Annotated in this window: 16 protein-coding genes; 15 read left to right on the top strand and 1 reads right to left on the bottom strand. The window is 33.3% G+C overall.

The window, feature by feature from the left end:
* Positions 1 to 210 precede the first annotated feature (210 nt).
* From AB1282_RS02830 to AB1282_RS02760, 15 genes are all read left to right on the top strand, one after another.
* Positions 211 to 1689, top strand: coding sequence for a protein adenylyltransferase SelO (locus AB1282_RS02830; RefSeq protein WP_429898390.1), 1479 nt, complete (start codon positions 211 to 213; stop codon positions 1687 to 1689).
* Positions 1690 to 1918: 229 nt separating this feature from the next.
* Positions 1919 to 2839, top strand: coding sequence for a DMT family transporter (locus AB1282_RS02825; RefSeq protein WP_429898389.1), 921 nt, complete (start codon positions 1919 to 1921; stop codon positions 2837 to 2839).
* 161 nt (positions 2840 to 3000) lie between these two features.
* Entirely contained in the window at positions 3001 to 3339 is a 339-nt protein-coding gene (locus AB1282_RS02820) for a hypothetical protein (protein WP_429898388.1), read from the top strand.
* 7 nt (positions 3340 to 3346) lie between these two features.
* Positions 3347 to 5599, top strand: a complete 2253-nt coding sequence (locus AB1282_RS02815) for a glycosyltransferase (RefSeq protein WP_429898387.1) — start codon at positions 3347 to 3349, stop codon at positions 5597 to 5599.
* Between the two features lie 52 nt (positions 5600 to 5651).
* Entirely contained in the window at positions 5652 to 7418 is a 1767-nt protein-coding gene (locus tag AB1282_RS02810) for an LTA synthase family protein (RefSeq protein ID WP_429898386.1), read from the top strand.
* Positions 7419 to 7570: 152 nt separating this feature from the next.
* Complete coding sequence (sleB, locus tag AB1282_RS02805) at positions 7571 to 8284, top strand: spore cortex-lytic enzyme (RefSeq protein ID WP_056468108.1); 714 nt, start codon at positions 7571 to 7573, stop codon at positions 8282 to 8284.
* A 16-nt stretch (positions 8285 to 8300) separates the two neighbouring features.
* Positions 8301 to 9641: a germination protein YpeB gene (gene ypeB / locus AB1282_RS02800; protein ID WP_429898385.1), complete on the top strand. Its 1341-nt coding sequence runs from the start codon at positions 8301 to 8303 to the stop codon at positions 9639 to 9641.
* A 950-nt stretch (positions 9642 to 10591) separates the two neighbouring features.
* A complete protein-coding gene (locus AB1282_RS02795; protein WP_025671987.1) occupies positions 10592 to 10897 on the top strand; it encodes a PTS sugar transporter subunit IIB in 306 nt (101 codons plus the stop codon).
* A gap of 22 nt (positions 10898 to 10919) precedes the next feature.
* The gene (gene celB / locus AB1282_RS02790) at positions 10920 to 12236 is read left to right on the top strand and encodes a PTS cellobiose transporter subunit IIC (protein ID WP_056468115.1); all 1317 of its coding nucleotides are present in this window, start codon (positions 10920 to 10922) and stop codon (positions 12234 to 12236) included.
* A gap of 159 nt (positions 12237 to 12395) precedes the next feature.
* The gene (locus tag AB1282_RS02785; protein ID WP_056468118.1) at positions 12396 to 12716 is read left to right on the top strand and encodes a PTS lactose/cellobiose transporter subunit IIA; all 321 of its coding nucleotides are present in this window, start codon (positions 12396 to 12398) and stop codon (positions 12714 to 12716) included.
* Between the two features lie 185 nt (positions 12717 to 12901).
* The gene (locus tag AB1282_RS02780) at positions 12902 to 14017 is read left to right on the top strand and encodes an RNA-guided endonuclease InsQ/TnpB family protein (RefSeq protein ID WP_429898384.1); all 1116 of its coding nucleotides are present in this window, start codon (positions 12902 to 12904) and stop codon (positions 14015 to 14017) included.
* A 179-nt stretch (positions 14018 to 14196) separates the two neighbouring features.
* On the top strand, positions 14197 to 15528 hold the full coding sequence (locus tag AB1282_RS02775; protein ID WP_429898383.1) for a 6-phospho-beta-glucosidase: 1332 nt from the start codon (positions 14197 to 14199) through the stop codon (positions 15526 to 15528).
* Positions 15525 to 16232 carry a chitin disaccharide deacetylase gene (chbG, locus tag AB1282_RS02770; protein WP_429898382.1) on the top strand — a complete coding sequence of 236 codons (708 nt, stop codon included), beginning with the start codon at positions 15525 to 15527 and terminating at the stop codon, positions 16230 to 16232. Before AB1282_RS02775 ends, chbG begins: the two co-directional genes overlap by 4 nt.
* A gap of 169 nt (positions 16233 to 16401) precedes the next feature.
* A complete protein-coding gene (locus AB1282_RS02765; protein WP_056468127.1) occupies positions 16402 to 17661 on the top strand; it encodes a helix-turn-helix domain-containing protein in 1260 nt (419 codons plus the stop codon).
* Positions 17658 to 17810 carry a hypothetical protein gene (locus AB1282_RS02760; RefSeq protein ID WP_429898381.1) on the top strand — a complete coding sequence of 51 codons (153 nt, stop codon included), beginning with the start codon at positions 17658 to 17660 and terminating at the stop codon, positions 17808 to 17810. Before AB1282_RS02765 ends, AB1282_RS02760 begins: the two co-directional genes overlap by 4 nt.
* 150 nt (positions 17811 to 17960) lie before the next feature.
* Here AB1282_RS02760 and AB1282_RS02755 read toward each other — a convergent pair whose 3' ends face one another.
* Positions 17961 to 20987 (bottom strand): efflux RND transporter permease subunit, encoded by a 3027-nt coding sequence (locus tag AB1282_RS02755; RefSeq protein ID WP_429898380.1) that lies wholly within the window; start codon positions 20985 to 20987, stop codon positions 17961 to 17963.
* Between the last annotated feature and the right edge of the window lie 104 nt (positions 20988 to 21091).

Here is a 21091-nt window from a genome sequence, read left to right as displayed (position 1 = left end):
AACGGCTGCTATGAAGTAGCCGTTTTTTTTGTTAAATCAGCTAATTGAAGTTATGCCTTTTTCAGGCAATGTTAGAATATATTGAAGTTGTGGAGTAGAAACTAACGTGAGGAATGGATTGTGAAAAAAAAATCATAGAAAATCTATGGTTTTTTTGTTATATGTAGAGAGTAATTAATAAAAAAGAAAAAAGTGGAAAAGGGGGATAAGATGACTCAGGGAAATGTAAAAAGTGATGCAGGATGGAATTTTGATAATAGTTATTCAAAATTACCGGAATTCTTTTTTGCTACTCAGGATTTAAATCCGGTAAGTTCACCGAAATTGGTTGTTCTAAATAAACCGGTAGCATTATCACTTGGTCTAGATGTTCAATCACTTCAAAGCGAAGAAAGTGTAAATGTTTTTGCCGGAAATCAAGTGCCAGAAGGTGGATTGCCACTTGCACAAGCATATGCAGGGCATCAGTTTGCACACTTCAATATGCTAGGGGATGGAAGAGCTTTATTACTCGGTGAACAGATCACTCCAAAAAACGAACGATTTGATGTACAACTTAAAGGTTCAGGTAGAACACCTTATTCACGCGGTGGAGATGGTCGTGCAGCACTTGGCCCGATGCTTCGGGAATACATTATTAGTGAGGCGATGCATGCGCTTGGGATACCAACTACAAGGAGTCTTGCCGTTGTAACGACGGGTGAACAAATCCAGCGTGAAACCCGATTACCTGGGGCAGTTATGACCCGAATTGCTGCTAGTCATATTCGTGTTGGTACGTTTCAGTATGTTTCAAGATGGGGTAGTGTGAATGAACTTCAAGAACTTGCTGACTATACAATCCAAAGGCATTATCCAGAAATTGATCAAAATGATCCAAACCGATATTTTTCACTTCTTCAAGGAGTCATTAAACGTCAAGCTTCCTTAATTATCAAATGGCAACTTGTTGGTTTTATACATGGTGTAATGAACACTGACAATATGACAATTAGTGGTGAGACAATTGACTATGGTCCATGTGCATTTATGGATACATACGACCCAGGAACAGTTTTTAGCTCAATTGATCTTCGCGGTCGTTATGCATATGGAAATCAACCAAAAATGGCTGGATGGAATCTTGCGCGATTTGCTGAAACATTATTACCTTTATTGCATGATGATCAGGAAAAAGCTTTAGAAATAGCACAGAATGCAATTTCAGAATACCCTATTCTTTATGTAGATAATTGGATTGCAGGAATGAGGAAAAAGTTAGGAATATTTAATGAAGAAGAGCAGGATAAGTCATTAATTGATGAGTTACTTGAAATAATGGAAAAGTATAAAGCCGACTATACGAATACGTTCAGAGCATTATCATATGGTATTCAAGATGAAATGCCTTTGTTTACATCATCTGAATTTAAACAGTGGGAGAAACAGTGGCAGGAGAGATTAAGTAGACAATCAGAAACAAATGAAGCATCTCTTCAACTGATGCGAGACAATAATCCGACCGTAATCCCAAGAAATCATCGCGTAGAAGAAGCATTAGAAAAAGCGGTAGAGAATGGAGATTATAGCGTGATGGAGAAATTGCTTAAAGCACTTTCTAATCCTTTTATTGAATCGAAGGAACAGATAAATTATTGTACACTACCTCCTGACCCAGATCGTCCTTATCAGACTTATTGTGGTACTTGATTCTATTCATATATTTTTATAGTACAAATACTACCTTTATCTATAGGTAGTATTTTATTTTTTTAGTAAAAACAAGGAACATATTTTTAGTGAATCTGAGCATACACTTTGAATAAAAGTCGAAAATTTACTATATTAGAAAAAGTAAATTAAAAGTTTTCTGAATGATAATATAAGAGGGCAAATTTCCCTCTTTTTATATTTAGGCCAGTAGAAAGAAGTGGGGAAGTTGCAGAAGCAAAAAATTTATATCATTTTATTTTGTATTATGGTGGTATGGGGATTTAATGTAATTGCAACAAAAGTTCTCGTAGAGAACTTTATGCCAGTTACGATGACAGCTATTCGTGTTTTCACTGCTGGAGTAAGTGTTTTTATTATTTTATTTTTAATAAAAAAAGTTCGTTTACTTACTAAAAAAGAGTTTGGGTATGTATTTTTTGCGATGCTATTGAATGTAGTTGCACATCATTATTTTTTATCAATTGGTCTTTCCCAAACTTCAGCATCAAACGGAGGTCTAATTCTAGGAATGGGGCCGCTTTTAACAGCCTTATTGTCGGTTTTCTTTTTAGGTAGTACTATGAACTTTGTTAGAATTTTAGGCGTTTTATTTGGTTTTGCAGGTGTTGCTTTTATTGTCTTCCAGAGCGGAGGAGGTTTTCATGGCGTTTCGCATGGAGATTTTTATGTGTTTTTAGCAATCTTAGCTCAAGCATCTAGCTTTGTTTTAATTAAAAAAGTTTCAAAGACTTTAGATCCACGGTTAATGACTGGATATATGCTAGTGATGGGTTCGATTATATTATTTGGAATTAGCCAAATACTTGAGCCGGGTGGATTGGCTAGTATGGTGCATCATTCAGTAGGAATTTGGGCGGTATTTTTTGCATCAGCAGTTGTTGCAACAGCTATGGGGCATATGCTATATAATTTTGCTCTTGGTAAGGTTGGCACAACAGAGGCGGCTATATTTTTAAATTTAAATCCATTCTTTTCACTTATTGGTGCGGTATTATTTTTAGGTGAAAAAATTGTTTTAACTCAAGTAGTCGGTTTTATTTTAATTTTAATAGGTGTGATGTTTGGTTCAGGAGTATATGAAGATGTATCCCGCAAATTTAAAAGGGATAATCAATTCCAAATCTAAATTCAAAATAGTATAACCATGTATCTTAAGACAATTTACCAATAAGGTGATTGTCTTTTTTTATTTTAAGAAATGATTTCTAATTCATTTTTTCATGAAAAAAAACTACAAATTTAGGGCATATTATAAAGTATTCAAGCTATTAGGAAGGACTCATCAAGATGCCAATCGATCCAAGAACTCAATCATTAAATGCAGAAACAATTGAGAATGAACTAGAAATACCTAGTTGGTTTACAAAATTAAACAAGTTTAAATCTAATTTAAATAATTTGGAGATAGAGTCTCAGTTTTATGAACAGTTCTTAACCGTTTTAATTAATGAAGAAACAGCGTTAGAGCTGCAATATAAAAATATAAAGTATATTGAAAAGCTAGAGAATGAAATTCAAATAATGGAAGAACGCTATCGAAAAGTAATGCACTCAAAGCTTGGCAGATTAATTCAGTTTTATTGGAAAGCTAAGAGATGGCTTTTTAGAAAGATAAGAGGTTGGTGAGTAAGTTTTGAACAAATTTGAAATTCAGCAAAGGTTAGAAGAAATTGAAAAAATTAAGATCGAAATTTACCAACGAATGAATAAAGAAATCCCGGAAGACTTAATATTTTCAAAATATCATTTTAAAAAATTAATAAACGGTATTAGCGTAATCGTCCCGACATATAAAGGTGAAAAAGTGATAAGAAAATGTATTGAATCATTAAAAAATCAAACTTTATCACCAAAATATTTTGAAGTGTTCTTTATAATCAATGGAGAAAAAGATCATACCGAAGAGATATTAATGAATTTCATTAAGGAACATAATATAAATCACTTTAACATTCTTCATTCAGAAGAAGCTAGTGTTTCATCTGCAAGGAATATGGGAATTCAACAAGCGTCAAAAAAATACATTACATTCTTGGACGACGATGATTACATTTCACCGAACTTTCTTGAAAAACTATTCAATCATGCTGATGAAGAATCTGTTGTCATTTCACAAGTTGTGGACGTAGATCTAGAAGGTAATAGTAATCCTAATAACCCTGTTAACTCTCAAATAAAAAAAGCGTTAGATACTAAAATTTATACTTATACTGATTTAAATAGTGTTTTAACAATGAATGCTTGTAAATTAATACCAACAAAGAAAGTAAAAACGCAACGCTACGAACTCGGTTTAAAAAGTGGAGAAGATGTAGTGTTTTTTACTAAATTATTTGCTTTGCATCATTTTCATCTAAAGATTGTCCCATTAGAAGATCAGGCAATTTATTATCGTGTTTTAAGAGATAACTCAGTTTCTAGACGTAAAAACTCATTTGAGTTTAATGTAAAAGAACGTTTGGAAGTAATGAAAAATCTTGATGTTTTACTAGGAGAAACGAATAGTCCAACAATCCAACAATTCATTAAAGGTAAAATACACGCTCAATACGGATTTATAGATCGATATATAAACAATAGCAATGAATTGAGAGAACAAGTAATTGAAGAAGTAAATAAACATTGTTTCGTCTATTTCCCTTATTTTAAGTTATACAATGGAGAGACGCGTTCTTTAATTATTTCTTATTGTTTTCCACCGTACGTTGATACAAGTGGAACTGTAATGGCTAAGCGTATTATCGAAAATAATGAAGTGGTGGATGTAATTTATAATAATATGTCGAAGGTAAGGGAAGTTGATTATCGACAAAATGCAATGGTAGACGGTTTTATTAATAATCGCATGGAAATATCTTCTGCTAGTAGTTTTAAACAATGGAAATCAATGAAAGATTTTATTAAAAAATCTCTTAAGGAAATTAAATTTAAAGAAAGAAAAAATGGAACATACCATAAAATCTATAGCCGAGCACTGTGGCCTGCTTCACATTTTTTAGCATTTGAATACAAATTAAAAAATCCAAAGGTAAAATGGGTTGCAGAATTCTCTGATCCGATCCTATTAGATATTCATGGGAATGAACGGAAGTCAGCAATTATTGATTTAGGGTTTTATAAAAAAGTAAATGCACTTTTAAAGAAAAAAAACTTCCCACTAGCGTTAAATAACAATATGTTTTTTTGGTGTGAATACATTGTCTATGCATTTGCAGATGAAATTGTTTTTACAAATGAAAATCAGTTGAAATACATGTCAGAAATGTTCCCAATGCAGGAAATGAAAGAAGTCATTTTAAGTAAAGCAAAAATTTGTAATCAACCGACATTACCGAAGCAATATTATCACGTTAAAGCAAGTAAATATAGAATTGATGAAGACAAAGTGAACTTAGGGTACTTTGGTACGTTTTATCAAACGAGGAAGTTAAATGAAATAATTGAAGGGCTTAGTTTAACTAAACCTGAATTAAGAGATAAAATTAAACTTCATATTTTTACTTCTGATCCAAAATCACTTGCAAATGAACTTTCGGGAGAAGTAATTGAAAAACATATCAAAGTAAATCCATATGTTAACTTTTTAGAGTTTTTAAATTTTACAACAAAATTCGATTGTCTAATTGTTAACGATGCGTTTACGAAGGATTATAAAAATATTAATCCATACTTACCTTCTAAATTGAGCGACTACAAAGGTAGTGGGAATAATATATGGGGAATTTTTGAAGAAGGCAGTATTCTAAGTAGATTTGAAACGAAATACAAATCAGAGATTGGCGATATTGAAGGTGCTACTAAAGTGTTTGAATCTTTAGTTACGGAGAAGTTAATTCAACAATACAAGCAGCTTGATGAAGCATTACCGAATGAGAAATTAATGTAATAACGAAAAAAACAAAGTTACTTATTATAATTTTGTAAAGGGTAGATTCTTCATGATTAAAAAGGGTTTTAATTTGCTCGGACCAATTCTAATCGGATTGGTCTGTAGCTATTTACTTGTAATTTGGTCTCATAATTATTTGTGGAAGAACAATGTGAATCTTTATCAGAATTGGATTATCACGGATTTTTTTAAGTGGAACTTTATGATTGTGTCAGTTGTTGTATCAGTATTAATCATTGGGCTTCTTGTTCTAGGCTATAATGTTTGGTGGATTTTAATTACGATTGTAGGTTCAATTGGGATTTTTTCATATGCGCTATCAGAAAAAATAAAATATACTGGAGAGCCTTTTCATCCAAGCGACTTATTTTTCCTGCGTGACCCAATCGTTTTTTTACAATTTTCAAAGCTTCCATTTCTTCTAAAATGGGGAGCGTTAATTGGAATCATAACATTTCTTTTTTTAGGGACTTTTTTTGCCTATAAAAAATGGAGAAATGCTTCTGCAAGGAAAAATAGTCTACGCTTTTTACTAATTGTATTTCTTGGGGTCTTTTTTACATTTGGTTCAAAAGAAGGCTATGCTTATTTTGTAAAAAACTCAAATGTAGAATATATACCTTGGAATTACGAAACTAGTGTTGAAAGATATGGTATGTATCCAGCATTTTTAGTAACTTATGTAAATAGCAAGCGTGGAGAACCTCAAGTATCTAATGAAGTGAAAAATGAGGTCATTAAAGAGATCAATTCTTTAAAACCACTTTCCAAACCTAAACAATTACCAGATATTTTAGTGATTCAAAGTGAGGCCTACAGCATTCTTGATGACATGAAATTAAAATGGGACTCTGATCCCAATGCACCTCTTCGCTCTATAAATGAAGGGATTCATGGAACTTTAATAAGTAATACATTTGGAGGACGGACGGCTAACGAGGAGTTTGAAGTATTAACTAGTCTAAAATTAAAACGTAAATTCGAAGAGCGGACACCATACCAAGAAGGAAAAATGGGTAATAGGCCATCACCTAGTTTCATTCAAGATGTTAGAAACTTTGGTATGGATACAATAGCCCTTCATCCATTTAAAACATCATTTTTCAAACGAAAAGAAGTTTATCCTAACATAGGATTTAACCAGTTCTTGTCAGAAGCAGATTTATCTTCTTGTGAAAAGTTTGGTTCATATTTATCAGATGAGTGTAGTTCGAAAAAAGCATTATCATTAATTAGTAAAAAAGGGAGCCAATTTGTATTTTTTGTGACAATGCAAAATCATTTTGATTGGCGTAAAGGCCATTTTCCTGAAGAAAACATGAAAGTTAATGGAGTACCGATGGATGAGGATTTAAAAGGAAAAGTGGAGAGTTATGCAAGTGGGATTTATAAAAGCGGCAATTCTCTCGTTTCAGTATGGCAAGAAATAAAAAAACGTAAGAATCCTACAATCGTCCTTTTTTATGGTGACCATCGTCCAACATTTGGCGATAAAAAGGCAACATACGAGCAGTGGGGAGCACCAGTGGAGAAGATTGAAGGAGAAGATTGGTATAATGAAACTCCGATGTGGATTTGGAGTAACGACAAAAATACAATGGACAAGATCCGAAACTATTCGAAGCCATTTTTAGAGAAAGGAAATCTTAAATTAGAATCATACGAAATTGCACCACTTTTAATGAAAGTTCTAACTAACGGTCAGATTGAACATTCATGGTATGACTGGGTACTTCAAAAACATTCAAATGATATTTGGGATTGGGTAATCTATGATCGAGTATATGGTGAAGGAATAACCTTTAATAGAAAATAAAAACGGGCCAAATGGGCCCTTTTTTATTGGGAAAAACTGACTTATTTTAATACTTCGGAAAGAAATCTGATTGCATTTTAAAAGTGTTTACATAAATTGGGAGTTCTTGAAAAAAATACAAAAAGGGATAAGTATACTTTAGGAGGTTTGAAATGAGGAAACTAGTTTTCTTAAAAGGTCCATTGATCTTACTAATAGTATTTGTTAGTTTCTTTTGCAATGTTCAACATAATAATGTAAATGCTTTTACAAGCCAAGTACTTCAAATGGGTGCTACAGGAGAAGATGTTATTGAATTACAGTCTCGGTTAAAATACAACGGCTATTACACAAGCAAAGTGGATGGGGTATTTGGATACAACACATATTGGGCAGTTAGGAATTTCCAAAATAATTTCGGAATGCCTGTCGATGGGATTGTTGGAGCTAAGACAAAAGCGATGCTAGTAAAAGCTACAAAATATGAAAAAGGTGAAAATGCAGGTGCTGGATCGAATGTTCCGAATGGCTATTCGCAAAATGATATTCAGTTAATGGCTAATGCAGTTTATGGTGAATCACGTGGTGAACCGTATATTGGACAAGTAGCAGTTGCTGCAGTAATTCTGAATCGCGTTAGCAATTCATCATTTCCAAACACAGTGTCTGGTGTTATTTTTGAGCCGGGTGCATTTACGGCTGTGTCTGACGGACAAATTTATTTAACACCAAATGAGACAGCCAAAAAAGCTGTTTTAGATGCTGTAAATGGTTGGGATCCGAGCGAAAGTGCACTTTATTATTTTAATCCCGACACAGCAACAAGTGCTTGGATTTGGAGCAGACCACAAATAAAACAAATTGGTAGACATATATTTTGCCGATAAGAAAGGAGTGTTTTAAGTGATTAAGGAAGCTACAATAGGCGTGTTAGCAATTGGAATTATCGGAACATCATATTGGGGTTATACAGAGCATAAGGCTAAAAACGAAATCAATATCCAGGCAGAAAACAACTATCAACGGGCATTTCATGAACTAACTTATGAAATAGATTTATTACATGATAAAATTGGGGATACTTTAGCAATGAAATCAAAGTCATCTCTTTCTCCAGCACTAGTTGAAGTATGGGGACTAACTTCTCAAGCTAGATCTAACGTAGGGCAACTTCCTTTGAGACTATTACCAGTTAATAAAACGGAAGAATTTCTAACAAATATTGGTGATTTTAGTTATCGAACTGCAGTAAGAGATTTGGATAAAGAACCATTGACTCAAAATGAATACGCGACACTGCAAAAGTTATACGATAACTCTGCTGATATTCAAGGAGAGATTAGAAAAGTTCAGCATATGGTATTTGAGAATAAATTACGTTGGATGGATGTAGAGCTTGCTTATGCAAAAGATCAAAATCCGAAAAATAACGTAATTATTGATGGATTTAAGACAGTGGAAAGGAATGTAATGACATATTCCGATGCAAATGCAGATCCATCACTGACAAATTATAAAGTAAATCGTACAAACCTTTCGAATGTAAAAGGTGAAAAAATAACGACCGAGCAAGCAAAGGACATTGCAAAAAAGTTTCTTGAATTAAATAGTACTGCACAAATAAAAGTTGATCTTACAGGTGAAAAATTAGCAGATCGGTACTATAGCTTAGAAATTCGGGAACCAAAAACAAATAGCGAAATTTATATGGATATTACTGAAAAGGGAGGATATCCAGTTTGGGTTATTGATCGTCGTGATATTAAAGGGCAAAAAATCGATTTAAATCAGGCTTCAATTAACGGTCTGAAATTTTTAGAGCGTAATAAATTCTCCAATATGGAACTAACAGAAAGCTCGCAATATGATACGATTGGTGTATTTACATACGTAACAAAGCAGGATGGTGTAAGAATTTATCCTGAATCTGTTACGATGAAGATTGCTCTTGATGACGGAAGTATTGTAGGATTTTCATCAAAAAATTACTTAGCAGCATATACAAAAAGAACGATTCCAAAGCCGAAAATATCGGTTGAAGAAGCGAGAAATAATATTAATTCAAACTTAAAAATAATGGAAGAGCGTCAAGCGATCATTTTAAATAAATTGAATCAAGAAGTACTTTGCTATGAATTTGTAGGAACACGAGGAAACGACACATATCAAATTTTCGTGAATGCGGATACTGGTGTAGAAGAACAGATTAAGAAATTGAATGTCTTAATCGAAAACTACGACTGAAGCTTACACTTTTTAACGATGAGGACTTAAGCATAAAACTTAAGTCCTCTATTTTATTGTAAAGATTCTCCAATATAAATGAAGATTGAAGATAAAATTTTCATTTTATGATCATCTATTAATGATTATAAATGTTAAAATGTTTGAAATTTTAATTTACCAATAATCTCTAGTAATTTTTTTATTCTTAGAAGTTGAAAATATAAAAAGCTAATTTTTGAAAAAAAGGTTCAAAGGTTAAAATATAAGTTAATATTCGTTCTTAATTGTCCAACAAACTGATAAATAATAGGTTATTTCTAAGTAAAGGATATTAGATTATATTTTTATCGTAAACTTTTTTTGGTGAGTAAGTTGATTGGAACGGAGGGGTGCTCGACTCCTATGGGAAATGCGGGAAGGCTGAGACCCCACAGGAACGAACGTGACGAGGAGGCTCAGGTCTCGCCCCATGGAAAGCGAGCATCCTGTAGTGGAAATCAACATCACTCTACTCCTTTTACGAAAATTTGATAATTAATTTATAAGTTTGCTTTTAAACAGCTTGAGGGAATGGTTTGAGTTATAACCATTTCCTTTTTCATTTTTACTAGATTTAATAATAGTAGGAATACCAAACTAGCATTTCAGTTCAAAATACATGCATTATTTATTACAAATACGAGACTTTTTTCAGATCGTTTACATACATAATCCTGTCCGTTAAGTCTGACAAGATATCATACTTTAGGCTTGTACAGAGCTTTATTTTAAGCGACTTTAGGAGTAGGAATTTATAGAATTCAAGTAGCAAAAAAATATTTTTTATATTTGTCCTAATGTCCAAAATGGCGAATATATATTTCTTGAGATTAAAATTCTAGAGAGAGAGAGGTAAGGGGTAGATTCTGCTTGTTAGTAGAAGTTTAATTGTCTTGTAAGCGTTTCCTTTAGAGAGAAAGGGGGATTAAATGAACATATTATTATGTTGTGCCGCCGGTATGTCTACAAGTTTATTAGTTACAAAAATGGAAGCTGCTGCAAAATCTGAAGGAATCGATGCAAGGATTTGGGCAGTGGGTGCTAATGATGTTAAAAATCATCTTGATCAAGCAGATGTATTACTTGTAGGTCCCCAAGTAAGGTACCTACTCCCACAATTAAAAAAAGAAGGTTTACAAAAAGGAATACCAGTTGATGCCATCAATCCGGTTCATTACGGGATGTGTAAAGGAGCAGAGGTCCTGAAATTTGCAATCGATTTAATAGGTTCATAATTTCATATAGGGGTGATTTGTGATGGCCAACTTTACTCAAATGTTAGAAGAGAAAGTAATGCCTGTTGCTGGTAAAATTGCAGGTCAAAGACACTTGCAAGCATTACGTGATGGAATTATTTTAACACTGCCTCTTATTATTGTCGGTTCTATTTTCTTAATTTTAGGCTTCTTACCGTTTGACGGATATCCAGATTTTATGGCAAAAACATTCGGTGCAGCTTGGCAAACAAAACTTCTTTATCCTGTAAGTGCTTCATTTGATATAATGGCGCTCATTGCAGGATTTGGTATTGCATATCGACTCGCTGAACATTACAAAGTAGATGCATTGAATGCTGGTGCGATCTCGATTGCCTCATTTATTTTATCAACACCATACTTCACAATGTTTACTCCAGATGGAGCAACTGCTGCTATTAAAGTAGGCGGCGTACTTCCTATGGCATTTTTAGGTAGTAAAGGTCTGTTTGTTGCTATTATTATTGCATTATTCTCAACTGAGGTTTATAGATGGGTAATTCAAAGGAACTTCGTAATTAAGATGCCAGATGGCGTACCACCTAGTGTAAGTAAATCATTCGTTGCTTTATTCCCTGCATTTTTAGTTATTCTCCTAGTATGGATTATTCGTTTATTAATTGAAAATACACACTATGAAACTCTACACAATGTCGTTGGAGATCTATTACAAGATCCACTTAGTAGACTTGGTGGGTCATTAGCTGGCGCGTTAATTGCTGTATTATTAATTCAGTTATTATGGTCAGTTGGTTTACACGGTGCGGCAATTGTTGGTGGTGTAATGGGCCCAGTATGGTTAGCTGCAACTGATGCAAACCGTTTAGCCCTGCAATCTCATCATGCAATGCCAAATGTCGTTACACAACAATTCTTTGATATCTTCGTCTACATGGGTGGTTCTGGTGCAACAATTTGTTTTGCTCTTATGATGCTATTATTTGCAAAGAGTCAGCATGCAAAACAACTAGGAAGGCTATCAATTGGACCTGGTATCTTTAATATTAATGAACCAATTACATTCGGTGCGCCTGTTGTAATGAATCCACTGCTTTTAGTTCCATTTATTCTAACTCCATTAGTTCTTGTTGTAACCACATATATAGGAATGAAAACGGGATTTGCTCCAAAAACACATGGTATTGCAATTCCTTGGACGACTCCACCAATTATCGGCGGTTGGCTAGCAACTGGAGGTAACTGGAGAGGTTCTGCAATGCAATTGATTAATCTTGTTATAGCATTTTTAATTTACTTCCCATTCTTTAGAATGTGGGATAAACAAAACTTACAAACTGAACAAGGCGCACCAAAATAAGAAATTTATAAAGGGGCTTGCCCAGACTATCTGCAAAGCGATCGCTTTCAAATAGTCTGGGTACTCAGAGTTTTAATTCTGCGTAAACACACTGGAAGCTTGCCTATAGGCAGGCTCTTGGTATTGTTTTCTTAAATTCTTGTAAAGGGTGTGATTCTAGTGACAAAAGAAGAATTGTACAACCTTTCCTTTCAGTTAATCTTGCATAGTGGAAATGCTAGAAGTCTTTCAATGGAAGGAATCTATGCAGCAAAAGAAAAGAATTTTGAACTAGCTTTTGAGAAGCTTTCAGAGGCAGATCGCGAGTTTAGTCAAGCACATCGCTTTCAAACTCAATTGATTCAGGCAGAGGCTGGTGGAGAAGATTTTGATACACCAATTCTATTAATTCATGCACAAGATCATTTAATGACAGCAATGACGCTTAAAGATTTAGCAAGGGAGATAATTGAACTGCGGCAAGAAGTAAGCAATCAATAAAGGGAGGTTACAACAGGTAATTTAAATTGATACAAGTTTATAAAAATATCACAATTTGTTCTAAATCAAATTCACCTATTGTGTTTAAATTTACATGAGGTGATTAATTTGAAATTATATTTGAAAGGTGGATTTGCCCAAAAGATAAGGAGACTGAACAAACTCATAGAAAATGGTTCAAAACAATGATACTTGCGAAGAAAGTGAGATTAAAGCCAACTAAAGAACAAGAAATACAATTATGGAAATCAGTTGGTACAGCACGATGGGCATATAATTGGGCATTGGCTAAGCAGAAAGAAAATTTTAAAACAGGTGGGAAATTTATTTCTGATAGTATGTTAAGAAAAGAATTAACTAGATTAAAACAAACTGAAGAATTTTCTTGGTTGTATAAAGTATCGAATAATATTACAAAGCAAGCGATAAAAGATCTTTGTAATGCGTATAAAAAGTTCTTTAAAGGGTTAGCTGATAAACCAAAATTCAAAAGTAGAAGAAAATCAAAACCATCTTTTTATAATGATAATGTGAAGTTAAAAGTAAAAGGAAAGAAAGTGTTGATTGAAAAAGTCGGTTGGGTTGTAACTTCTGAAATTATATCAGATGAAAAATACTATAATCCTAGAATTAGTAATGACGGGAAATACTGGTATATATCTATAAGAATGGAAGAATTAAAACCAGTAGTTGAAATGACTGAAGTCTCACTTGGTATTGACGTAGGGATAAAAGAATTAGCAGTTTGTTCAGATGGCATCAAAAAGAAAAATATTAACAAAACAAGCACTGTTAGAAGGTTAGAGAAACGCCTGCGTAGGTTGCATCGTCAAGTTTCTCGTAAATATAAAATGAATAAGGAGGGAGACCGTTACGTCAAAACAAGCAACATTATAAAAATCGAAAAGAAGATACAACTATTATATAGAAGGTTGTCAAATATCAGAATAGACCATCTTCATCAATCCACGAGCGAAATCGTGAAAACCAAACCATTTCGCATCGTAATGGAAACTTTAAATATCAAAGGAATGATGAAGAATAAGCACCTGTCAAAAGCAATCGCGAAGCAGTGTTTATGTAAATTCAAACGCCAAATTCAATATAAATGTGAAAAATATGGGATTGAATTTGTTGAAGCTGATAAATGGTACCCATCTTCTAAAACGTGTTCAAGTTGTGGAAATAAGAAAAATGATTTAAAACTATCAGACCGATATTTTAAATGTGAATGCGGTCATGGAATAGATCGAGATCTAAACGCAGCGATCAACTTGTCACGATATAAATTAGTAATCTGACACTTAGACGTCATTACTGATATGTAGGATTCGTTGTATCCGAATTTACGCCCTTGGAGTGTTATACCAAACGAGAGTAGCTTCGGCAAAATCGGACACGTAGAACAGGGAAGTAAACAAAATCTATAAAAATAGTAGATACTTGGATTTTTATAATTTTTTGGCAACGGTTACATAGCATGAGTAAAACTATCAAAATTGCGACAATTGGTGGGGGATCAAGTTATACTCCAGAGTTAGTAGAAGGTTTTATTAAGCGGTACAATGAGCTTCCTTTACGAGAGCTCTGGCTAGTAGATGTTGAAGAGGGCAAGGAGAAATTAGAGATTGTTGGTCAATTAGCAAGACGAATGTTTGAAAAGGCAGGTCTTCCGGTAGAAGTTCATTTGACCCTTGATCGAAAAGAGGCGCTTAAAGATGCCGATTTTGTTACAACCCAATTTCGTGTTGGTTTGTTAGATGCGAGGGCAAAAGATGAAAGAATTCCTTTAAAATACGGGGTACTTGGTCAAGAAACAAATGGACCAGGAGGATTATTTAAAGGTTTGCGAACAATTCCAGTAATTTTAGATATTGTAAAAGATATGAGAGATCTTTGTCCAAATGCGTGGTTAGTTAATTTTACGAATCCTGCTGGTATGGTTACCGAGGCGGTACTTCGTTACACCGACCACCGAAAAGTAGTTGGCTTATGTAATGTCCCAATTGGAATGGAAATGGGAATTGCCAAATTATTAAAGGTTGAGCATTCACGCGTACGGATTGATTTTGCTGGATTAAATCATATGGTTTATGGGTTAGATGTATTTGTTGACGGCGAAAGTGTAAAAGATCAAGTAATTGAATTATTAACGAATCCGGAAAACTCTAGTTTTGTTAAAAATATTCAAGGATATGGATGGGAACCTGAGTTTCTCCGTGCTTTAAACGCACTACCATGTCCATACCATAACTATTATTATAAAACTCGTGAAATGGTTGATAAAGATATTAAAAATGCCGAAACTGTAGGGACCCGTGCTGAAGTTGTTAAAAAATTAGAAGTTGATCTTTTTGAACTTTATAAAGATCCAAATCTATCAATCAAACCACCTCAGCTCGAAAAACGAGGGGGAGCTTATTATAGTGATGCAGCCGTTCGTTTAATTTCTTCTATTTATAATGATAAAGGTGATATTCAACCAGTTAATACGATGAATAATGGTTCGATTGCTAGTATTCCAAACGACTCAGCAGTTGAGGTTAGTTGTGTCATTACAAAGGATGGGCCAAAACCAATCGTAATGGGGGATCTACCGGTTTCTGTAAGAGGGCTCGTTCAACAAATCAAATCATTTGAAAGAGTAGCTTGTGAAGCAGCGGTAACAGGTGATTATGAACTGGCAATTCTAGCGTTAACGATTAACCCGTTAGTTGCATCTGATCAAGTTGCTAAACAAATTGTTGATGAAATGCTAGAAGCACATAAAAAATATTTACCTCAATTTTTTAAAGAGGTGAAGGTTAAATGATTAAATTAATTGTTAATGCAGACGATTTTGGTTATTCAAGGGGAATTAATTATGGAATAATTGATGCACATAAAAATGGAGTTGTTAACTCAGCTACGATGATGATGAATATGCCCGGCGTAAGTCATGCGGTAGAGCTAGCAAAAGAAAATCCAAGCCTTCAAGTTGGAATACATCTTGTTTTAACTTGTGGAAAGCCACTTTTAAATAATGTTCCAACACTTGTTAATGAAAAGGGTAACTTTAAAAGTAGACATGAATTCTTTGAAGATAAAAATATATTACTAGATGAATTGGAAAGAGAATGGACTGTACAAATAGAAAAATTCTTAGAATCGGGACTAAAACCAACTCATTTTGATAGCCACCACCATGTTCATACTGTTCCTGAATTTTTACCAGTCGTACAGAAGTTAGCTCAAAAATATAATTTATGTGCTAGACGCATTTCTGAAAATGCTTTACAAGGGATTGCTCCTTTTACAGATGTTTTTCTTCATGATTTCTATGGAGAAGGCGTAACGGATGACTATTTTGATAAGATTTTAACGCGGGTTCAGGACGGTCAATCTGTTGAAGTCATGTGTCATCCTGGTTATCTTGATCATGAGATACTAAACAATTCTTCTTATGCTAAAGATCGAGTAAAGGAGACGCTAATTTTATCTGCTGTTAAACTACCAAAAGGGATTGAATTATTATAGGCTAATTTGATTTATTAGCATAGAGTCGGAATGGGACTCTATGCTTTTTTTTGTATAAATATATAATTAGAGTTTTATAATCATGGGAAAAAATGTAAGATGAAATAGGAGTAGTTTTACACTATAATGAATATTAACAATATTAAAATAATATTTAAGGAAAATACCTATGAAAATTGGAAAAATTATTAATTACCATCGAAAAAAACAACAGATGACACAAGAGCAACTCTGTGATGGAATTTGTTCAATTTCTCATTTAAGTAAGATTGAGAACAACTCAAAAGAGGTTAATATCGAAACTTTAAACTTATTGTGTATGAAGTTAGGTATATCAGTTGAGGATGAAAAAAATAAAGTTAATCATATTAAAATAAAATTACATGAGTTCTATGACTCAATTGAACGACTTCATCATAAAAAAGCAGATGCGCTCTATTTAGATCTAAGGAAATATAGGGAGTTTGTTCTATATACGGAACTACTTTATGTATATGAATTGTACATGTTAAGGTATATTTTGTTTTTAAATCAACTCGAATTAGCAGAGCAAATGATTGAAAAAATGAGTCAAAATGTAAGGATGTTTTCTGAATTTGAATTATTTGTTTGGAATGTATTAAATGCAATTTTTAATCATAAAAGGAATAATTTTATTAAATCTTTGAATTTTTTAGATGAAGTAAAGGATTTAAGGAAACAGTATCGAGATGAAATAACAGAATATTATTATTTAAAATCATTAATGCATTGTAGATTAGGACAATCAGCATTAGCAATTTATTTTGGTAATAAAGCATTAGAGGTTTTTAAACAAAGGAATAACATTATACGAACGTTAGATGTAAAAACAATTTTATCAATTCATTTAACTGAAACTGGCGAATACGAAAGAGCAGAAAATTTATTAAAAGAAATACTAGATGATGCAGAATTAATTCAAAACACAACAATTGTCGAAATGGCATGGCATAATTTGGGTTACTTGTATGGCGCTAAAAACCTCTCAGAAAAAGCGCTGGAGTGTTATTATAAATCACTAGCGTTAATTGAGAAAAATACCGAGAGTTATTATCTTACATTAGGGAATATTGCTTCTCATTTGCTAAAGCTACAAAAAAATGAACAAGTTGTGAATATGCTAGAACATGAACTAGAGTTATTTGAAGAAAAAACAAAATTAGAATATGTGAAATTACGCGTATTATATTTTGAAGCAAAAAATGAAGAGAAAGCATTAATCCAATATTTAATGGAAGACGGCTTACCAATCATGGAGAAACATGGTAATCGAATGAAGGTTTATGAATATAGTGAACGAATCGCCGAGTATTACCAAGATCAAGGAGACCCACTTTTAGCTAACAAGTATTTACAAATCAGTTTACATCAAATGAAGAAGACACATAATAAAGGGGTTATCAGATGAAAAAAATGATTAAAATTATCGTTCTCTCCTTAATCATCACTGTGCTGGTGAATGTAGGAATAAATACTATTCAAATTCATCACTCTTCAAACAATGAAATTTACGCATCCAATAAGAAGCAAGACGATCCAAAACCTCCAGGCAGTTGATGGGGATATAAAGAAGAAACACAAGGTTAGTTCATTTTCCTTGTGTTTTTTATTTTTATTTGAATTAAGCCGATTCCTTAAAGTGTTCGTGATTGATCTCTATCCAAAAAAATGGGATGTCTCAATACTACTAAGACATCCCGCATTTATTTACAAACTTACTGGCTTACTAGTATCTTGCTTTCTACGTTGTTTTCTAGATTTTCTAAAATAAAGTAACTCATAAATGACAGGGATGACAATTAGTGTTAATAATGTTGAAACAGTTAATCCGCCAATTACTACAACTGCAAGGCTTTGTGATACAAGACTACCGGTTTCGGCTTTTTTGAATAGTAGTGGTAGCATTGCACAAATTGTAGCAACAGCCGTCATGAGAATTGGCCGAATTCGAGTTACCGCAGCATCAATAATTGCTTCACGTAGAATCATTTGTTTTTCTTTTTGTTTTACTCGGTCTAGTAATACGATTGCGTTTGTTACGACAATTCCGATGAGCATCAGTGCTCCTAATAGTGCTGTTGGTTCAACTGATATGCGACTTATAATCAATCCAAGCACAGCTCCAATCGCTGCTAAAGGTAAAGAACATAGTATAGCAATTGGTGCACGGAATGTTTTAAATGTAATAATCATGATTAGGAATACTAAGCCGATTGAGACAAGCATGATCATATATAGATCTGAGAAATCTTGTGATTGTTGTGCAAGAGCACCACCAATGTAAACATTTACGCCATCGGCAATTTTCATACCTTTTGATTTTTTATCTCCAAAAATAACTTTATTTAAATCTGCATTAATTTTTGAAAGTTTATCCGGCTTTACTTCAGCGGATATACTTAAATATGGATCGCCGTCTTTATGATATAGATTCGTAGACTTTTCCTCTACTTTTAGTGTAGCTACTGACGATACCGGAATCATTCCAGTTTTAGTCATAATCGGTACTGATTTAATATCGTCAGGAGTTTTAGGTTCTAATATTGGTTCAAGATATACATCAGTCGGTTGTTGATCAATTGTAACTGTTCCAAGTGGAGTTCGATTCAACATAACAAATAACTGTTGCGATAGTTGTTCAGCATTACCTTTGGAAGGGTCAACCTCTAACGAGTAAACCGTTTTTTTGTCTTCCTCATTTGTTGTTACCTTTTTAACTCCATCAATATTTTTTATTTTATTTTTAATTTCACTTGCGGTATTCTCTAAATCATTTAAATTATTTCCGACCACATCAATTGTAATTTGAGTTTTAGATCCTCCAAATAAACTAGATGCCATTGTACTTAATTCTGCATCCGCATAGTTAGATTTTTGCGTATTGATTTTTTTTACGACTTGATCAGTAAGTTTTTTATTGTCTAGTGTAATTAAATAGATTGCTTGGGTAGAAGAGCGGACATCCCCATATTTTGCAGCATCAGCTGTACTACCTAATTGAGTGTAAACTCCTTTTATTCCTTTTTGTTCAAGAATATACTTTTCTAGTTTAAGCGTGTTTTCCTTTACTTTTTCAACTGGTGTATCACTTGGATACGTTAATGTTGTTTGAACAAAGTCTGAAGATGAATTATCTGTCGCACCTTTTGGCATAGCAAAATAAGTACCTATCGAGCCGACAAATAATAAAAATGAAACGACTAAAATGACCCATTTATGATTTAATGACCATGTGAGAACTTTTTTATATCGTACTGAAGGCTTATGAGCTTTTAATTTAGCCTTTTTAAGGAAGAATGCACTTAATAATGGAACGACCGTCAATGCAACAAATAATGAAGCTAATAAAGAGTAAGTAATAGTTAAAGCAAATGGAAGCATGAAATCTTTAAGCCCCGTGCTAATAATTCCTATTGGTAAAAATACTGCAACAGTCGTTAAAGTAGAGGCTGTGATTGCACTCCCGACTTCTTTTGTAGCGTCAATAATCATTTGAACCGAAAATTTCTCTGATTGAGTTTTTCTAAAAATATTCTCAATAACTACAATACTATCATCAACTAATCGTCCAACTGCTACAGCTACTCCACCAAGTGTTAAAACATTAAGTGTAATGCCGGACTCCGCAAGTAAAAATAATGTTAAACATAAAGATAGAGGAATTGAAACAATTGTAATTAGTGTTGAACGTACATTTCTTAAGAATAACATGATGACAATCGTAGCAAATAATGCACCAAGTAAAACTTCCTTAATCATTGCATGTACAGAAGTTTTAACCATATCTGATGTTGCGACCATTACATCTGAATTCATATTTTTATATTTTTTATTTAAGTGTTTAGTAGCTTCTCTTACATCCTTTGTAATACTAACAGCATTAGAATTACTATCCTTTGTGATGATTAATAATAATCCGTCTTTTCCGTTGATTCTTGTTAGATTGTTTGCTGGCTTTTTCACTTCAACAGTTGCAATATCAGCTAATTTAACATGATCAGCGACCATAAGACTCTTTACTTTGTCTATATTGTCTAAATTCCCAACAACTTTTATATTACTAGTTTTATCATTTATAATACCTTCACCAACTGAAACTGCAGAATTTTGGCCTCGAATAATACCCATGACAGTTTCTAGTGATACTTTATTTTGCGCAAGCTTCGCATTATCGACTTTTACAGAAACAAAAGATTTTTCTGTACCGTATGTTTGAACGTCAGCTACGCCTTTTATGTCTTTGAAATATGGAATAATTTTTTTGTTTGCAAAATCAATATTATTCGGACTTAATCCATCCTCAAAAGTGATTGCAACATCTGCGATAGGGATCATGGAAGTGTTTAATTGAACAATTGTAGGTTTACTAACATTTTGAGGTAGGGTGACTTTATTTAAAGATTCTTGGACTTCTTGTTTAGCGTCCTTCATGTTCGTTCCTGATTCATAATATACATCAATCTTTGAGAAACCATTGCTTGTGCTTGAATAAATATGACTTTTACCTTTCACACCAGAGACAGCACTTTCGATCGGAGTAGTTACTTGATCCTCCATTGTTTTCGAATCAGTACCTTGGCCCATAACAATGACAGAAACAATTGGTTGATCTGCAGCAGGTAGAAATTCCATTGGAAGCTTTTTATAACTTAATACTCCAATTAATAAAATGAGAACTGATAAAAAGGTAATGGCGGCTTTATTATTAAAGGCCCATTTTGTAAACCACGACATTCAAGTTATCCCCCTTTATGGTAAATATATCCAGTAACGCACAAGTTGAATCGTAACACACTAATCTTAAAATTAAAATACATTCAATTTAGAATTTACAAAAT

It is taken from the genome of Gottfriedia sp. S16(2024), assembly GCF_050473765.1.
Taxonomy (GTDB): Bacteria; Bacillota; Bacilli; order Bacillales; family Bacillaceae_G; genus Gottfriedia.
Note: the sequence above shows the minus strand (reverse complement) of the source record. Positions and strands in the feature narration are given on the sequence as shown.

What these genes read in the sequence shown, in the direction of transcription:
- AB1282_RS02830 (WP_429898390.1), top strand. Translation starts at nt 211, where the DNA reads ATGACTCAGGGAAATGTAAAAAGTGATGCAGGATGGAATTTTGATAAT.
- AB1282_RS02820 (WP_429898388.1), top strand. Translation starts at nt 3,001, where the DNA reads ATGCCAATCGATCCAAGAACTCAATCATTAAATGCAGAAACAATTGAG.
- AB1282_RS02810 (WP_429898386.1), top strand. Translation starts at nt 5,652, where the DNA reads ATGATTAAAAAGGGTTTTAATTTGCTCGGACCAATTCTAATCGGATTG.
- sleB (WP_056468108.1), top strand. Translation starts at nt 7,571, where the DNA reads ATGAGGAAACTAGTTTTCTTAAAAGGTCCATTGATCTTACTAATAGTA.
- AB1282_RS02795 (WP_025671987.1), top strand. Translation starts at nt 10,592, where the DNA reads ATGAACATATTATTATGTTGTGCCGCCGGTATGTCTACAAGTTTATTA.
- celB (WP_056468115.1), top strand. Translation starts at nt 10,920, where the DNA reads ATGGCCAACTTTACTCAAATGTTAGAAGAGAAAGTAATGCCTGTTGCT.
- AB1282_RS02780 (WP_429898384.1), top strand. Translation starts at nt 12,902, where the DNA reads ATGATACTTGCGAAGAAAGTGAGATTAAAGCCAACTAAAGAACAAGAA.
- AB1282_RS02775 (WP_429898383.1), top strand. Translation starts at nt 14,197, where the DNA reads ATGAGTAAAACTATCAAAATTGCGACAATTGGTGGGGGATCAAGTTAT.
- chbG (WP_429898382.1), top strand. Translation starts at nt 15,525, where the DNA reads ATGATTAAATTAATTGTTAATGCAGACGATTTTGGTTATTCAAGGGGA.
- AB1282_RS02765 (WP_056468127.1), top strand. Translation starts at nt 16,402, where the DNA reads ATGAAAATTGGAAAAATTATTAATTACCATCGAAAAAAACAACAGATG.
- AB1282_RS02760 (WP_429898381.1), top strand. Translation starts at nt 17,658, where the DNA reads ATGAAAAAAATGATTAAAATTATCGTTCTCTCCTTAATCATCACTGTG.
- AB1282_RS02755 (WP_429898380.1), bottom strand. Translation starts at nt 20,987, where the DNA reads ATGTCGTGGTTTACAAAATGGGCCTTTAATAATAAAGCCGCCATTACC.